General features: G+C 54.5%; 14 protein-coding genes and 1 pseudogene. All 15 read right to left on the bottom strand.

Going from position 1 to position 16,423, the window contains the following annotated elements; all coding sequences use genetic code 11:
- Positions 1 to 24: 24 nt before the first annotated feature.
- Positions 25 to 1,248 (bottom strand): glycosyltransferase, encoded by a 1,224-nt coding sequence (locus tag AB4N76_RS05575; RefSeq protein ID WP_077431583.1) that lies wholly within the window; start codon positions 1,246 to 1,248, stop codon positions 25 to 27.
- Entirely contained in the window at positions 1,245 to 2,459 is a 1,215-nt protein-coding gene (locus tag AB4N76_RS05580) for a glycosyltransferase family 4 protein (RefSeq protein WP_046031761.1), read from the bottom strand. The genes AB4N76_RS05575 and AB4N76_RS05580 overlap by 4 nt, the downstream gene beginning before the upstream one ends.
- Positions 2,456 to 3,472 carry a class I SAM-dependent methyltransferase gene (locus tag AB4N76_RS05585; protein WP_077431582.1) on the bottom strand — a complete coding sequence of 339 codons (1,017 nt, stop codon included), beginning with the start codon at positions 3,470 to 3,472 and terminating at the stop codon, positions 2,456 to 2,458. Before AB4N76_RS05585 ends, AB4N76_RS05580 begins: the two co-directional genes overlap by 4 nt.
- 38 nt (positions 3,473 to 3,510) lie before the next feature.
- A complete protein-coding gene (wecB, locus tag AB4N76_RS05590; protein ID WP_046031760.1) occupies positions 3,511 to 4,632 on the bottom strand; it encodes a non-hydrolyzing UDP-N-acetylglucosamine 2-epimerase in 1,122 nt (373 codons plus the stop codon).
- Positions 4,625 to 5,635 carry a polysaccharide biosynthesis protein gene (locus AB4N76_RS05595; RefSeq protein ID WP_046031759.1) on the bottom strand — a complete coding sequence of 337 codons (1,011 nt, stop codon included), beginning with the start codon at positions 5,633 to 5,635 and terminating at the stop codon, positions 4,625 to 4,627. The genes wecB and AB4N76_RS05595 overlap by 8 nt, the downstream gene beginning before the upstream one ends.
- Positions 5,636 to 5,651: 16 nt before the next feature.
- A complete protein-coding gene (locus AB4N76_RS05600; protein ID WP_046031758.1) occupies positions 5,652 to 6,506 on the bottom strand; it encodes a dTDP-4-dehydrorhamnose reductase family protein in 855 nt (284 codons plus the stop codon).
- 610 nt (positions 6,507 to 7,116) lie between these two features.
- Positions 7,117 to 8,125, bottom strand: a pseudogene (locus AB4N76_RS05605) (MraY family glycosyltransferase).
- On the bottom strand, positions 8,122 to 9,084 hold the full coding sequence (locus tag AB4N76_RS05610; RefSeq protein WP_046031756.1) for a UDP-glucose 4-epimerase family protein: 963 nt from the start codon (positions 9,082 to 9,084) through the stop codon (positions 8,122 to 8,124). Before AB4N76_RS05610 ends, AB4N76_RS05605 begins: the two are co-directional and overlap by 4 nt.
- Before the next feature lie 285 nt (positions 9,085 to 9,369).
- A complete protein-coding gene (locus AB4N76_RS05615) occupies positions 9,370 to 9,609 on the bottom strand; it encodes a lipopolysaccharide assembly protein LapA domain-containing protein (RefSeq protein WP_046031755.1) in 240 nt (79 codons plus the stop codon).
- Positions 9,610 to 9,636: 27 nt separating this feature from the next.
- Positions 9,637 to 9,933 (bottom strand): integration host factor subunit beta, encoded by a 297-nt coding sequence (gene ihfB / locus AB4N76_RS05620; RefSeq protein WP_003369729.1) that lies wholly within the window; start codon positions 9,931 to 9,933, stop codon positions 9,637 to 9,639.
- A gap of 141 nt (positions 9,934 to 10,074) precedes the next feature.
- The gene (locus AB4N76_RS05625) at positions 10,075 to 10,350 is read right to left on the bottom strand and encodes a hypothetical protein (protein WP_046031754.1); all 276 of its coding nucleotides are present in this window, start codon (positions 10,348 to 10,350) and stop codon (positions 10,075 to 10,077) included.
- 225 nt (positions 10,351 to 10,575) lie between these two features.
- Positions 10,576 to 12,267 (bottom strand): 30S ribosomal protein S1, encoded by a 1,692-nt coding sequence (gene rpsA, locus AB4N76_RS05630; protein WP_046031753.1) that lies wholly within the window; start codon positions 12,265 to 12,267, stop codon positions 10,576 to 10,578.
- Between the two features lie 120 nt (positions 12,268 to 12,387).
- Positions 12,388 to 13,077, bottom strand: a complete 690-nt coding sequence (gene cmk, locus AB4N76_RS05635; protein ID WP_027924112.1) for a (d)CMP kinase — start codon at positions 13,075 to 13,077, stop codon at positions 12,388 to 12,390.
- Complete coding sequence (locus AB4N76_RS05640; protein WP_460164597.1) at positions 13,074 to 15,281, bottom strand: bifunctional prephenate dehydrogenase/3-phosphoshikimate 1-carboxyvinyltransferase; 2,208 nt, start codon at positions 15,279 to 15,281, stop codon at positions 13,074 to 13,076. Before AB4N76_RS05640 ends, cmk begins: the two co-directional genes overlap by 4 nt.
- A 28-nt stretch (positions 15,282 to 15,309) precedes the next feature.
- Positions 15,310 to 16,422 carry a histidinol-phosphate transaminase gene (hisC, locus tag AB4N76_RS05645; RefSeq protein ID WP_460164251.1) on the bottom strand — a complete coding sequence of 371 codons (1,113 nt, stop codon included), beginning with the start codon at positions 16,420 to 16,422 and terminating at the stop codon, positions 15,310 to 15,312.
- Position 16,423: the final 1 nt, after the last annotated feature.

Here is a 16,423-nt window from a genome sequence, read left to right on the forward strand (position 1 = left end):
CATGAGCGGTGAGGATATTCTGACTCAATTAGAAAGCCCCATTGATGCTTTGGTGTGATTTCCCAAAAACGCAAGAAAGGATTCTTTCATGCGTTCCAGAGTGAAATCCTTCATGAAGCATGAATGGCCATTGGCGGCAAAACGACCGTACGCCTCGGTGTCCTGAACGGCTCTCTCCAATTGGCTGATGATCGCCGAAGTATCGAGTGACTCGCAAAGGAAGCCAGCATCATTGGCCTTGATGTACTTTGCTGGAGAGGCGTAAGTCGGCGCATGACAAAACACCGGCCGGCCCGCGGCAAAGTAAGTGACGACCTTCGACGGGAAGCTGTTGCTGGATTCTTCGTGGTACTCGCCCGAGAACCAGTAAGGCAAATAGAGGAGGTCCGACTCGGACAACAGTCGAATGGTCTCTTCCTGGCTTTGCCAACCCAGGTACTCGAAGTTTGACGGACTCTGAGTGAATACTTTGAAAGCCCCACCCATGACACGCACACGAATCCGTTTACCGGCAATTTTCCAGTTGCAGGCATTCAGGGCGTGTTGCAGGCACTCCCACTCTGTCTGTGCATAGAATTGCCCGGCCATGGCAATGATAAATTCATCGCTATCATGCGCGCGGGTTGCGGGCGGCAATGCCAGTTCACGAGGCAGGCCGGCAATTACCGGCGCATTAACGACGCGGTACTTGCTCGTGTAGTTTTCGGACATCGCCCACGACGCGGTGGCACAGGAAACGCTACCCTTGATGACTTCGTCGAACTCCTTGAGCAAACGACGGCGAGTAAACCCATCGATGAGGTTCGCTTGCAACCACCAACCGAAGGGATCCCAGACCTGAGTCAGTAGCGGCACATTGAGGGCTTTGGTCAATTGACGGGCCAGACGCACCATCGTCTGGCCTTGCAATACGACCCACACCGCATCAACTTTCTGCGCCTTGGCAAACTCGACGATCTGCGGCAGCAACTCTTTGCTAACGCGACCAGCCTGTACCAATTCAAACGGAAACGCCGACAGTATCCCTGCTTTACGAGGCAACACTCGAACAGCTGCTTCTCGTGGCTTCTTTAAAATCAGCTTGGGGACTGCGTCAAGTTCCGCCGGAATCTCCGGGTTCAGCGCCGGATTAACAACCGCACAAATTGCGATCTGGTCCTTGGGCAAAAAACCGACCAACCGATCCAGTACCAAACCTGCAGTAAAGTTACGGCAAGGTGGAATATCAGTTAAAAGCAGTACTTTCATTTAGCAGCAACCGTTTTGTATATCTCCGCCAGTCGCTGGGCATACAAGTCGTCACCATAGTGCAACTCGGCAATCTCTCGTCCCTTGCGACCACGCTCTTCACGTTCGGCCGGATTGTCGATCAGGTGTTGCAGGGCACGGTAGAGTCCTTCTCCATCGTGCATCGGTACGGACACCCCGACCTCCGGAGCGAAAGTTACTTCTGGCAACGAAGTCCCTTCGAACACGATCACCGGCTTGCCGCAAGCGAACGCTTCAATGGCCATTACGCCAAAGGCTTCTACGATCGACGGCATCAGGAAGATGTCTGACGCGACAAAAGCATCCCGGGCCTGCTCTTCATCGTTGGTCCAGCCAAGCTCAACCAACTGGAATCGATCGGCAAACTGCTCCATCAAACCTTTGCTATTGAGCGTCAGCAGACAGACCGGTTGTTTGGCGCTAATACGCTCAAGTGCCTGGATGATGTATGGCAGCCCTTTGAACTGGTTATCCACAGCCCTGAAGCAAATGACCAACGCATCATCGGGAATACCGAAGCGTTTACGCGCATCCGGCGAGGCTTTGGGATTGAAGAAATCAAGGTCCAGGCCAAACGGTACCTGGTGGATATCAACATCCTCGAAAAGAGGAGAAGCCTCGACCATATCGCGCATCCACTTCGAGGCAACGATTACGTCAAACTTCGATTTGTTGTAAGCGCGTTTTTTGTATTTGAACAAAAACCGCGTGGTATCCATCAGCAGTGGAAAGTGAATATCCAGGTCAGGACACTTACCGCAGCCAGTCATCCAGCGCTTGCATTCAAACGGGTAGACGCAATGCCCGGTCATTGCCCACGGATCATGCAGCGTCCACACCGTCGGTTTGCGACGGGTGATTTCCGGCAGGTCGCCGAGGCTCATGTAACCCGAGTGGATGATGTGCAAATGCAGTACATCTGCCTCCTCGAAGGCAGGCATTTTCATCATCTGCTTGGCGTGCGGATACAACACCGACTGCATTGAAGTCAGGCGTTCAACCCGATTGATAATCCGGTTGATTTTCCTTGTGTTCTTTCCCTCGAAAGTCAGGACTTCGGGGTTCTGAGTATCCTTCTCCCAAATAAGGTGTCGAGATTCGACATCGTATTTTTTCAGAAGCGGCGTAATGGATAGACCATTAAATCGACGACCTGGTGACTCGTAACCATTGACCTGAAGTACCTTCATTTGCGATAAGAACCTGCTTTCAGTGCGAGACGAGCAATCTTGCTATTGGCAATGATCTCTTCGCGACGTACGAGGTCTGCCTGCATACCAGCCAGGTTTGCTTCATGAGTAGCGAGTTGAGTTTCTTTCTCTGCGACCCACGCTTCACGACGACGAATGTCATTTTCCAGGTCGCGCAAATTTGAGTGATGCGCGTCAAGTTGAGCTTCTTTCTCAATGAAATACTGCTCACGCTGCTGGATCTGCGCATGAAGCTGCTGAATGTTCAACTCGCGCTGTTCAAGATCCGACTCAAGACTTTCAATACCCAGGTTCTGCAGGAACTCAGGCTTCCATTCTGCGATCGGAAACTCGAAAAGCTCGCGCACAGGCTTCAGTTCAGGAGCACTGGAAATGCAAAGAATCGAGTTTGGCGGATTTTCTTCGGTACGCGTCAGTTCGGTAACGCCATCCAGTCCTTCGTAAAAGAACTCTTTATTCGGATAGGCTTCGAAATGCTCTTCTTTGATCCAGTGAACGAGGTGGTGGACGTTACCATCCCCCTCGTTAAATGGAACGTTAACCATCAGACGTTTCCGGCAATGAACTTTAAGCGCAAAGTTCAGGCCATCCACGACATGTTCTAGCGCATGGCGAGAGACGACGTAGTCGAATGAATGGGCATCGCGCACGAATGACTCGGCATCGCCGTTCACATACTGAATGTTTTTCGCGCCGTAGTTATCTTTTGCGTACTGAACCGACTCGATACTTGGATCGATGCCCACGATTTGTGCGCCCAGAATTTCACCGAGCATGAAGGTCCCATGCCCTGTGCCACAGCCGATGTCCAGGATAGTGATACCAGACACAAGCATTGACGGATCACGCAAGATGTCGGCTTCAATAACATCACGAAACAGTTGATAACTGCTTTTATGACGAACCACTTCATCTCGACCGTGAGTCTCTCCCGGAACCAGACGTTCACCTGCATTGTAAATTGCGTCCAACGTCTGAGTATTCGTGCTCATTTTTCTCTCGCTATTTTTTGCTTGCGCTAAATTCGGATTTACTTCGACCAAACGGTCCGATTGATAAAATCTACGTAACTCAAAACAATCCGCAGCACTTTCTGCGACACCAGCCCACCTTCATAGTCTGGTACCACACGACGAATAGCACCGGCCTGATCCTGGCTGGTGACAATACGCACAGCATCCAGAACCCGCTCCGACTTCAGGCCGCTCATGATCAGTGTGCCCTGGTCCATACCCTCTGGACGCTCGTGTGCATTACGAATCGTCACGGCGGTCAAGCCCAGCAGCGAAGCCTCTTCGGTGATGGTGCCGCTGTCAGACAGAATGCAGAACGCTTCCATCTGCAGCTTGATGTAGTCAAAGAAACCGAATGGCTTGAGGAACTGAATTCTCGAATCCAGACCGTCGAGCCCCAATGCTTCCAGACGCTGACGTGTACGCGGGTGGGTAGAAACAATGACTGGCATGTCATAGGTTTCAACCAGAGCCTGCAGCGTATTCAACAGGTCCTGCAGGTTGGCCGGCGTATCGACGTTTTCTTCACGGTGCGCGCTGACAACGAAAAAGTTCTTCGACTTCAGCTCAAGTTTTTCGAGGATTTGCGAGCCCACGATCTTGGGTTCGAAATGCTCCAGCACTTCCTGCATGTGAGAGCCCGATTTGATAATACGATCGGGTGGAATCCCTTCATCCAGCAAGTAGCGACGAGCGTGCTCGGTCAATACCAGGTTAATGTCGCTGAGGTGATCCAGAACCTTGCGATTGAGTTCTTCCGGAACACGCTGGTCGAAGCAGCGGTTACCAGCTTCCATGTGGAATACCGGAATTTTTCTACGCTTGGCTGCAATCACTGCCAGGCAGGAGTTGGTATCGCCGTACAGCATCAGAGCGTCCGGCTTCTCAGCCTCCAGGACTTCGTCGGCTTTCTCGATTACGCGCGCGATGGTTTGCGCGGCGTTGGCGCCTACTGCTCCGAGGAAGTAATCCGGCTTGCGGATATCCAGGTCATCGAAGAATACCTGGTTCAACTCATAGTCGAAGTTCTGTCCGGTATGAACGAGGATGTGCTGGGTATGAGCATCGAACTCGGCAATAACCCGCGACATTTTGATCAGCTCGGGACGAGTCCCGACAATGGTCATTACCTTAAGCATTGAGTTGCTCCTGGATGTAGGACAGTTTCAGGAGCAATTGCTTCACGCCTTCGACATCGAGTTGAGTCGTGTTGTGAGAGGTGTAGTCTTCGAACTGGGTGATTTCCAGCTCGCCTTCAACGACAAATTTTGCATAGTTGAGGTCACGATTATCGGCAGGTACACGATAGTACTGACCCATGTCCTCGGCTTTTGCCAACTCTTCACGTGAAACCAGCGACTCGTAGAGTTTTTCGCCATGACGAGTACCAATGACGCGAATGTCGTTTTCTTTGGCGAACAATTCCTTCAGCGCCTGAGCCAACACCTCGATGGTCGATGCCGGGGCCTTCTGAACGAAGATGTCGCCTTGACGGCCGTGTTCGAATGCATGCAATACCAGGTCGACAGAGTCTTCCAGCGACATCAGGAAGCGGGTCATGGTCGGGTCGGTAATGGTGATCGACTTGCCTTCGCGCAGCTGCTCGATGAACAACGGAATAACCGAGCCACGGGAGGCCATGACGTTGCCGTAACGCGTCGCGCAAAATACGGTTTCGCCTTCGGACTGCATGCGGGCCTTGGCCACCATGAGCTTCTCCATCATTGCCTTGGAGATGCCCATTGCATTGATCGGATACACCGCTTTGTCGGTACTGAGCACGATAACGCGATCAACGTGGTTCGCGATTGCCGCTTTCATGACGTTATCCGCACCCAGGACGTTGGTGCGTACCGCTTCCATCGGGTAGAACTCGCAGGAAGGAACCTGCTTCAGCGCGGCCGCGTGAAAGACGTAATCAACGCCTTTCATCGCATCGCGGATGCTGTCGTAGTCACGAACGTCGCCGATGTAGAATTTCAGCTTTGGATTGTTCAAGGCAATCCGCATGTCTTCTTGCTTTTTTTCATCACGGCTGAAGATGCGAATTTCTTTGACGTCTGTCTTCAGAAAACGATTCAGAACAGCGTTACCGAAAGAGCCTGTACCGCCGGTAATCATCAAAACTTTATTATCGAACATTATCTAAACCTTGCGCTTAATTGAAGTCATGCATGTTTTGTACTAAAACCGGCCACTCAGGGGCAACGTAACCAGTTGCCTCCCGGAAGCGGTCCGCGTTTAACGAACGGTCGATCGTCAACCTGTCCGAAGGGACAATCTCAGTGTCTTTTCCATAAGTTTTCGCCACAAGCTTCAGCAAGTCGTACTTGTTTATAGGCTGGGTCGCTACGTGATACAGACCATGCAGATCAGGGCGCGGCAAAACGTACTCGTTGATCACTCGTGCCAACTCCATGGTTGGCAAACCGGAGAAGATAGCGCCGGTAAATCCTTGAACGGTCCCTTGCTGCGCAAGGAACCAACCGACGAGGCTGCGATGTCCAGACAGCTCCCGGCCAATAATCGAAGTGCGCAATGTAATGGCGTGAGGATAATCAACCTCGCCCAACAGCTTGGAACGCCCATACAGGTCGTAAGCGTCAGGGAAATCGGATTCCAGATACCCACCCTTCTCACCCGAGAAAACGCAATCGGTGCTGATATGGACCAGGCGCGCGCCAGTCGCCTTGCACAAGGCAGCCAGACGGTGAGGCAGCAATGTATTGATTGGCACAGCCTGAAGAGGATCATTTGCATCGGCCAATTGCTTGACCAGTCCCACACAGTTGATCACGACATCAGGTCTTATCGTCCCGAAAGCCTTGATCAGCGAATCCTGACTTTCGACATCCACGCCAAGAATGATTTTCTCGGCCAAGGCCTCTGAGAAAAATTTCCGGGAACCCTCGCTCCGAGCAGTACCGTAAACGGTCAAATCGGGGTTAGCCGACAACACTCGGTAGGCTGCGTTACCCAGCATTCCGGAAACACCCAACACCATAACTCTCATTGCCCTACTCCTCACTTCCCGGACCAAAAACCCGATTCCATCATCCGGTTGCCACTCATCAGTTGAACGTCTACACCCGCTGCATCCAGAGGAGCAACAAAAAGGGGGACATATCGCGAATCTGTACTCAACACGGGCTGGAGCCCTCTTGCGCAGCGATCCATTCTTGCAGCCCCGCTCACCGTCAATGCCTGAAAAACAATGACGATGTTCGAATACCTGCAACAGGATCGCCAGCAAGTGCTCACTGCTCATCCATGCTACCCAGGAACTGCGGGATAGACCGGCGTAACCCGAAGGAGGTTACCCACCCCATTACACCCGAACGAACACATCACCCTTGCGCATAGCAATGCTGCGTTGGCTACGCAAGAGAATCACATCTGCCAGCGGAGTATTGGCTTTATGCCATCACTCCGCAAAAACCAGAGAAGTTTACCATACAATTTTGTGCAATTGAGTGGCGGCTACAGTACGTCCATCCGCGGATTCTGTGCCTTGGCGACCAAGTGACCACCATCGTCGCAAGCGCACCTTACTCAAAGATCTGCGCTTGACAGTGGCCATCTATAAGCCCATACAAACAGCTTCGCGCCAAACACCGCTCGAATCAGGTCTCGGCTTTGCCTGCGTTGTACTTCACCGCCAACACAACAAGAGGCAAATAGGCGACCAACAGACCGATCCCCCCATCCAGCGACCCAATCCCAACCCATATCGCGAGCGGAGCCAACCAAAGAACATTGATCAAAACGACCGCGAGGGTGATTTTCTTGTGGCTGAGGTGATGTCGAGACGCATATTGATAGGCATGACTACGATGCGCCTCATACACCTTCTCCCCGAATCAAGCGGTGCAGCATTGTGTAGGTCGCATCCACGATGAAAACACCCGCAAAAATCAGCCAACTCCACAGCAATTGCGGGGCAACCCAAGCCGCCTGCAAAGCCAGGCCGCCGAGAATCAATCCAAGAAACCCACTGCCGGCATCCCCCATGAAAATTTTCGCAGGCGGAAAATTCCAGATCAAAAAACCCGCACAAGCGCTGGCGAGCAAAAGAGGCACCCACAACTCACCTGTAAAGCCGCCCAACCAGTATAGAAATGCACCACCCAGGCAGACACAGATAGCCTCAGCCCCCGCAATACCGTCGATCCCATCCATGAAGTTATACAAGTTCAAGAGCCAGACCAGATAGATTGCAGCCAGCGCACCTCCCCACCAACCCAGGTCGACAACAAATCCAAACAGGTTCAGAGGGGCGAGCCCCCCAATGCAAAACAAAAACCACGCGGCCGCTGAAAAGTGCCCGAGCAACCGCCATCGAGCCGCAATGTGACCATGATCATCAGCAAACCCTATCAAGGCCACGACAGCACCAGCCCCAAACAATCCCGCAAACGCGCCCCACGAAACCACCCCGGATAAAACGCAAACACACAATGCTCCAAGGAACGAAACAACTATCGATACGCCGCCCCCCCTAGGAGTAGGGATCGAGTGCGAACTTCGGGCATTGGGAATATCAATGAGACTGTTACGCAAGGCGTAGCGTCGCAAATAAAACGTCATCAACCAGGATGCGACAAACACCCCTACCAACAACAGAAAGATCATTTGGTTTTCGTATCCAGATAATGTTTCGCCACACCTGCTAGCGCTTGTTCAATACCGACAGGCGGCGCCCACTGCAACAACTCACATGTTCGCCGCACATCGACCTGAAGCGAACCACACAAGCGTACGGAAAGAGCCTGCTTCCCCATCAAAACCAACGCCAGAGACAGTATTTTTTGCGGGAAAGGGATCAGTACAGAGCGCACGCCAAGTGATTGCGCCACACGTCGAAGTAACTGTGTCGTGGAAAGATCTTCGCCATCACTGACGAGAAAGGTATTACCCGGGGCCGCGGGATGCTCAATGCAACGTACGATCAAATCAACCAGATTATCCAGTGCAACCATGCTGCGTCGATTGTTGATCGAACCAAATGGCAGCGGTACTCCTCGTTCGACCCATCGAAGCATATTGAGGAAATTGGCCTTTACGCCCGGGCCATAGACCAGAGGAGGACGAATTATCACAATCTCCATTCCGGTGCGCGCCCCCAGCTCCATTAGAGCGTCCTCAGCCTCACGCTTGGAGATGCCATAGGCGTCGACTGGTGCCGGCAAATCAATCGAAGTAAATGGCTGGCCAGGAAGGGTATGCTCCCCATTGACCTTGATTGAACTGATGAAAACAAAGCGCTTTACGCCCGCCTGCGCGGCAATGGCCGCCAATTTGATTGTTCCATCGACATTGGCTGCCCGGAAGGCACTAAGGTCATCCGCCCCCTGCGCAGTCATCACATGCACACGCGCAGCTGCATGCACGACCGCCGTAACACCTGCCAATGCATCTACAGGAATGTTGGCGCCCAACTCAAAAAAGATATGCTCACAGGGAAAGTCCGTTTGGGACGACCCGCGAACACCGCACACCGCGGAAAACTTCTCACTCGACAACAACTTGGTTACAACCGCGGACCCGACAAACCCACTCGCGCCCGTCACCAGGACTTTTGAACAACTCATTTGCTCTTGCCCACCACATTCATCCTGAAAACTTCCATTACTCTTCAGCCGCGAACGCCGAACCGCTTCTGAATAACGAGCGCGTTGTGTTCATGGCAAGCAGATTTGTCTATTACGGTTTCCACAACCAAGTTGTTGCAGGATCATGCCCGACACCCCCTAACCATCGGCCACGGATGAGTCTATCGGCGTTAAGGGCCGCGTCAATGATATCGTTGGGAATGTGACGAACAGCTGCCGAGATAACACTCTCGATACCTCAGCAACTCGCCAGAGTTTCGACTGTCAGGCCAGGCGCTTGCGTGAAGCCCGGGCCGCGCGCCCCAGAAACCAGCCAAGCATCGGACCGATAACCATGCCGACCAGCAACGCAAGAACCACCACCAGCGACACTGGTAGCTGCGGCCCTGCCCAGCCAAGAAATAGCAGGGAAACCGATTGTTGATTCTCTAAAACAAACGCCAGAATCACCAATACGAGCAACAACACAAACAAGGCGAGCAATACACGCTTGAGATTACGCATGAATGGCTCCTTGAAAGATGGCAGCCGTCAAAGCCCCTCCTCCTCATCCTCGTTCACACGATCACGCAGTTCTTTACCTGGCTTGAAATGTGGAACGAACTTGCCGTCGAGGCTGACGGACTGACCGGTTTTCGGATTGCGACCTACGCGCGGTGCGCGGTAGTGCAGGGAGAAGCTGCCAAAACCACGGATCTCGATACGATCGCCAGTGGCCAGACATTGGGACATTTGCTCAAGCATGGTCTTGATGGCCAACTCCACATCCTTGGATGAGAGCAGCCCTTGATGGGTGACAATTCGTTCGATCAACTCCGACTTCGTCATATTTTTCCCTTCTTTTTCAAGCAGCTAGGAAAATCGCTTCAGAGGTTTTAGCACGCCCGGAAGAATTTGAACAGCCCAGGATTTGACAAATCGTTATCAAAACAACTCACCCAAATTCAAGCGATCTCAAGACACTCAACCTCACCGACAAATTACAAGCATGGTCCGCGTGAGGTATCCCGCCGGGTTGAAACCAAAGGGGAATTCATCATCCTTGACATCATCAGATCGGGCCAGGACCTTGTAACCCTGCTTTTTGCACTCCTTGTCTGCTCGCTTGCGACACTTCTCCCACCCAGACCCCAGTCCGGAACAATCAATCTCGATACCACTCACCCCGCGCACGACGTGAGTCTTGGCATTAGTAGTACAACCCGCCAATGTCAGTACTGCTATAGCGACAATGAGCTTGTTCATTCACTTCCTTATGCCGGACGCCCTGCCCGGCTGTCGTTCACTTCAAGCTAAAGGTTAGCTGCAAACAAACGTTTGATCCGACTATACAAAAAGACCGTTTATAGGGGATGTTGGTTTCACAAGCAATCACATCACTGCCCCCCCCAAATGCATCGGCAATCCCACCAAATCGCAGGCACAAAAAAGGGCGACCGAAGTCGCCCTTTTTCTATGGTCTGACAGAACTTAGTTCTGCTTTTCCATTTGTGCACGCAACAGGTCGCCCAGAGTGGTAGGACCAGCAGCGACGTCAGCAGCAGGCTTGTCTTTCAAGCTCTGGATTGCTTCTTTCTCGTCTTCAACGTCTTTCGACTTGATCGACAGCTGGATTACGCGGCTCTTACGGTCAACGCTGATGATCTTGGCTTCTACTTCTTCGCCTTCTTTCAGAACGTTACGCGCGTCTTCAACGCGGTCACGGCTGATTTCGGAGGCTTTCAGAGTCGCTTCGATATCGTCGGCCAGAGTGATGATGGCGCCTTTAGCGTCAACTTCTTTCACGATGCCTTTAACGATTGCGCCTTTGTCGTTCTCTTGAACGTACTCGGAGAACGGATCGCTTTCCAGTTGCTTGATACCCAGGGAGATACGCTCGCGCTCTGGGTCAACCGACAGGATAACGGTGTCCAGCTCGTCGCCCTTCTTGAAGCGGCGAACGGCTTCTTCGCCCACTTCGTTCCAGGAGATGTCGGACAGGTGAACCAGACCGTCGATGCCGCCGTCCAGACCAATGAAGATACCGAAATCGGTGATCGACTTGATGGTGCCGGAGATTTTATCGCCCTTGTTGAACTGGCCAGAGAAATCTTCCCATGGGTTAGATTTACACTGCTTGATGCCCAGGGAGATACGACGACGCTCTTCGTCGATGTCCAGAACCATAACTTCCACTTCGTCGCCGACTTGTACGACTTTCGAAGGGTGGATGTTCTTGTTGGTCCAGTCCATTTCGGAAACGTGTACCAGACCTTCAACGCCTTCTTCCAGCTCAGCGAAGCAGCCGTAGTCGGTCAGGTTGGTTACACGAGCGGTAACGCGAGTGCTTTCTGGGTAACGGGCTTTGATAGCAACCCATGGATCTTCGCCCAGTTGCTTCAGGCCCAGGGAAACACGATTGCGTTCGCGATCGTACTTCAGAACCTTGACATCGATCTCGTCGCCAACGTTGACGATTTCGGAAGGATGCTTGATACGCTTCCAAGCCATGTCGGTAATGTGCAGCAGGCCATCCACGCCACCCAGATCGACGAATGCGCCGTAATCGGTGAGGTTTTTGACGATACCTTTGACTTGCTGACCTTCCTGCAGGGATTCCAGCAGAGCTTCACGCTCGGCGGAGTTCTCGGCTTCGAGGACGCTGCGACGGGAAACGACAACGTTGTTGCGTTTCTGGTCGAGTTTGATGACCTTGAATTCCAGCTCTTTGCCTTCCAGGTGCGTAGTATCGCGCACAGGACGGACGTCAACCAGAGAACCTGGCAGGAACGCACGGATGCCGTTAACGTCGACAGTGAAGCCGCCTTTAACCTTACCGTTGATAACGCCCTTGACCACTTCTTCGGCTGCGAAGGCTGCTTCCAGAACAATCCAGCATTCAGCGCGCTTGGCTTTTTCACGGGACAGCTTGGTTTCACCAAAGCCGTCTTCAACCGAGTCCAGAGCAACGTGAACTTCGTCACCGACGTTGATGTTCAGTTCGCCAGCGTCGTTGTAGAACTGCTCAAGCGGGATGAGTGCTTCAGACTTCAGGCCAGCGTGAACGGTTACCCAGCGAGCTTGGTAATCGATATCAACGATAACACCGGTGATGATGGAGCCCGCCTGAAGGTTCAGGGTTTTTAGGCTTTCTTCAAAGAGTTCCGCAAAGCTTTCGCTCATTTTAATTCCTGTTGATGAGGGCGAAGACTACGCCCATCTCCACACCCCAGACGGTATGGGTTAGTTTCATTTAAAAGAAGCCACCACAGGACTATGACTGGTCCCCTGCGGCCTTCTTGGTCACCCGGCGATATCGCGAATGGCGATCTCGCTCATGATGCGTTCCAGCACCTGATCGATGGATAATTCCGTGGAATCCAGCTGTATGGCGTCAGCCGCCGGTTTGAGCGGGGCTACCGCTCGCTGGGTGTCACGCTCATCGCGAACACGTATCTCATCTAGCAGACTCGACAGACTAACACCATCGACTTTGCCCTTCAACTGCAAGTATCGACGGCGCGCACGCTCCTCGGCACTGGCGGTGAGGAAAATCTTCAAGGGCGCGTCCGGAAAAACCACCGTGCCCATGTCGCGACCATCAGCGACCAGGCCCGGCATTTCCTGGAAAGCACGCTGGCGCTGCAGCAGCGCCTCGCGTACAGCGGGCAGCGCCGCAACCTGGGATGCTCCGGCGCCGACACTTTCAGTGCGAATCACATCACTGACTTCATCGCCTTCCAGAATGATTCGCTGCAACTGACCGTCGGTCGCAGCGATGAATTGCACGTCCAGATGAGCGGCGAGCGCTTTCAGCAACTCTTCATTGGTCAGATCAACACCATGATTGTGCGCGGCGAACGCCAGCAATCGGTACAACGCGCCCGAATCCAGCAGATTCCAGCCCAGACGCTTTGCCAATATCCCGGCGATGGTGCCTTTACCGGAACCGCTCGGACCATCGATGGTAATGACTGGCGACTTGTTGATCACGACTGAGCCTCTTCAGCAACCCGGATACCGACCTGTGCGCACAACGCGAGGAAGTTCGGGAACGACGTCGCAACGTTGGCGCAGTCATGAATGCGGATCGGCGCAGTCGCGCGCAGCGATGCAACGCTGAATGCCATGGCGATCCGGTGGTCACCATGACCATGCACCACACCGCCGCCGATCTGGCCGCCGTCGATGATGATGCCATCCGGGGTCGGTTCGCATTTGACGCCCAGCGCCAGCAAGCCATCAGCCATGACCTGAATCCGGTCCGACTCTTTGACCCGCAGCTCTTCAGCGCCTCGCAGTACCGTGCGCCCTTCGGCACAGGCTGCAGCCACGAACAGCACCGGGAATTCGTCGATAGCCAGCGGAACCAGCGCCTCGGGAATCTCGATACCTTTCAGTTTAGCTGCACGAACGCGCAAATCTGCAACGGGCTCGCCGCCGACTTCACGCTGGTTTTCCAGCGTGATATCGGCGCCCATCAGACGCAGGATATCGATTACGCCAGTACGCGTCGGATTGATTCCAACGTGCTCAAGTACCAGCTCCGAACCTTCAGCGATCGACGCCGCCACGAGGAAGAATGCGGAGGAAGAGATATCGCCCGGCACTTCAATGTGGGTTGCAGTGAGTTTGTGACCGGATTCAACCGATGCGGTCGCGCCATTGACGGTGACCGGGTAGCCAAAGCCGCACAGCATGCGCTCGGTGTGGTCACGAGTCGGCGCCGGCTCGGTAACGGTGGTCTTGCCGTCGGCATACAAACCGGCCAGCAACAGGCAGGATTTCACCTGAGCGCTGGCCATAGGCATGGTGTAGGTCAGGCCTTTGAGCTTATTGCCGCCACGGATGATCATCGGCGGGCGACCTTCAGCAGCGGTCTCGATCACCGCCCCCATTTCACGCAGCGGGTTGGCCACGCGGTTCATTGGGCGCTTGGACAGCGAAGCATCGCCCGTGAGCGTGCTGTCGAAGTTCTGCGCAGCCAACAGGCCGGACAGCAGGCGCATCGACGTACCGGAGTTACCCAGATAGATCGGGCCTGGCGCAGGTTTCAGGCCATGCAGGCCAACGCCGTGAATGGTCACGCGACCATGGTGCGGACCTTCGATCACAACGCCCATGTCACGGAAGGCCTGCAGGGTCGCCAGAGCGTCTTCGCCCTCAAGGAAGCCTTCGACTTCGGTGACGCCTTCAGCCAGGGAGCCGAGCATGATCGAACGGTGGGAAATCGATTTGTCACCTGGTACGCGAATCCGACCGGACAAGCGGCCACCAGGTTGAGCCAGGAAAATCAGATCGTTGGAATTCATAGCGTCCACATAGGCCCGGCGGGCCAGGATTTTACTGAAATGCTCGCGGGCAACACGGGCGCGCGTGAACACGCCCAACAATTGGTGCCCATCCCCTGCATCGACCGCGTCGCGCAAGGCGTCGAGGTCGCTGCGAAATGTATCAAGTGTGCGCAGGACAGCTTCGCGGTTGGCGAGGAAGATGTCGTGCCACATGACCGGGTCGCTCCCCGCGATTCTTGTGAAATCGCGGAAACCGCCGGCAGCGTAACGGAAGATCTCAAGGTTTTCATTGCGCTTGGCCAACGAATCGACCAAACCGAACGCCAACAGGTGTGGCAAATGGCTGGTCGCCGCCAACACTTCATCGTGGCGTTCGACCTGCATGTGTTCGACATCGGCGCCCAATTCGCGCCACAAACGGTCGACCACTGCCAGCGCGGCCGGATCGGTTTGATCCAGCGGCGTCAGAATCACTTTATGACGACGGAACAGCTCGGCATTGGAGGCTTCCACCCCGCTCTGCTCGGAACCGGCAATCGGATGCCCCGGCACGAAACGCGACGGTATGCCGCCAAAAGCTTCAGTTGCCGCACGCACCACATTGCCTTTGGCACTGCCGACGTCAGTCAGAATCGCAGCACCCAGATCCATTGCAGCCAGGCGCGCCAGCATTTTTTCCATGGCAAGGATCGGCACGGCCAGCTGAATCACGTCCGCGCCCTGGCACGCAACAGCCAGGTCTTCTTCGCAGCGATCCACCACGCCCAACTCGACCGCCAGTTTGCGCGACTGCGGGTCGAGATCGACCCCCACCACTTCGCGGCACAGGCCACTTTCACGCAAACCCTTGGCGAACGAACCACCGATCAATCCCAGACCGACCACCACCAGGCGACCGATCATAGGTGCAGCAGATTGCAGTGCAGTGACATCAACCACGAGCCAGAACCTTGGTCAGCGCCTCAAGGAAGCGACTGTTTTCAGCCGGCAAACCGATGGTGATGCGCAGATGGTTCGGCATACCGTAATTGGCCACAGGACGCACGATCACACCTTCACGCAGCAAACCCTGGAACACCGGCGCGGCCACTTGACCCAGATCGACACAGATGAAGTTGCCCTTGGATGGAATCCAGCTCAACCCCAGTTCACGAAAACCCGCTTGCAGTTGCTGCATACCGGATTCGTTCAGGCGACGGCTTTCAGCCAGGTACTCGACATCCTGCAACGCAGCACACGCCGCGGCCAGGGCCAGGCTGTTGACGTTGAACGGCTGGCGGACACGGTTCAGCACATCAGCGACGACGGCAGTGGACAAGCCATAACCAACGCGCAGCGATGCCAGGCCATAGGCCTTGGAGAACGTGCGCGAAACCAGCAGGTTCGGGTAAGCCGCGAGGAAATCCAGGCCATCCGGCAGATCACTGCCTTCGGCGTACTCGATGTAAGCCTCATCCAGCACCACCAGCACGTGCTCCGGCACGTCTTGCAGGAACTCGTCCAGCGCCTCGGTATCGAACCAGGTCCCGGTCGGGTTGTTCGGGTTGGCGATGAACACCACACGAGTATTGGCATCGATGGCCGCCAGCATTGCAGGCAGGTCATGCCCCCAATCCTTGGCCGGAACCACCTTGGCCTGCGCGCCGACAGCCTGAGTCGCGATTGGATAAACCGCGAACGCGTGTTCGCTGAACACGGCGTTGAGGCCCGGCGCCAGATAGGCACGCGCGACCAACTCAAGAATGTCATTGGAGCCATTGCCCAGCGTCACCTGGCTCAGTTCGACACGGCACTGCTCGGCCAACAGGGTCTTGAGTGCAAAGCCGTTGCCGTCCGGATAGCGGGTCAGTTCGGCCAGCGCATCACGAATCGCGGCCAGCGCCTTGGGGCTAGCGCCCAACGGGTTTTCGTTGCTGGCCAGCTTGACGATGCTCGCCGGATCAAGGTCCAGCTCACGTGCCAGCTCATCCACAGGCTTGCCCGGAACGTAAGGCGAAAGTTGTTGCACGCCCGGCTGTGCCAGAGCGAGGAAGTCTCCACTCATT

Source organism: Pseudomonas sp. S2_F03 (assembly GCF_054668335.1).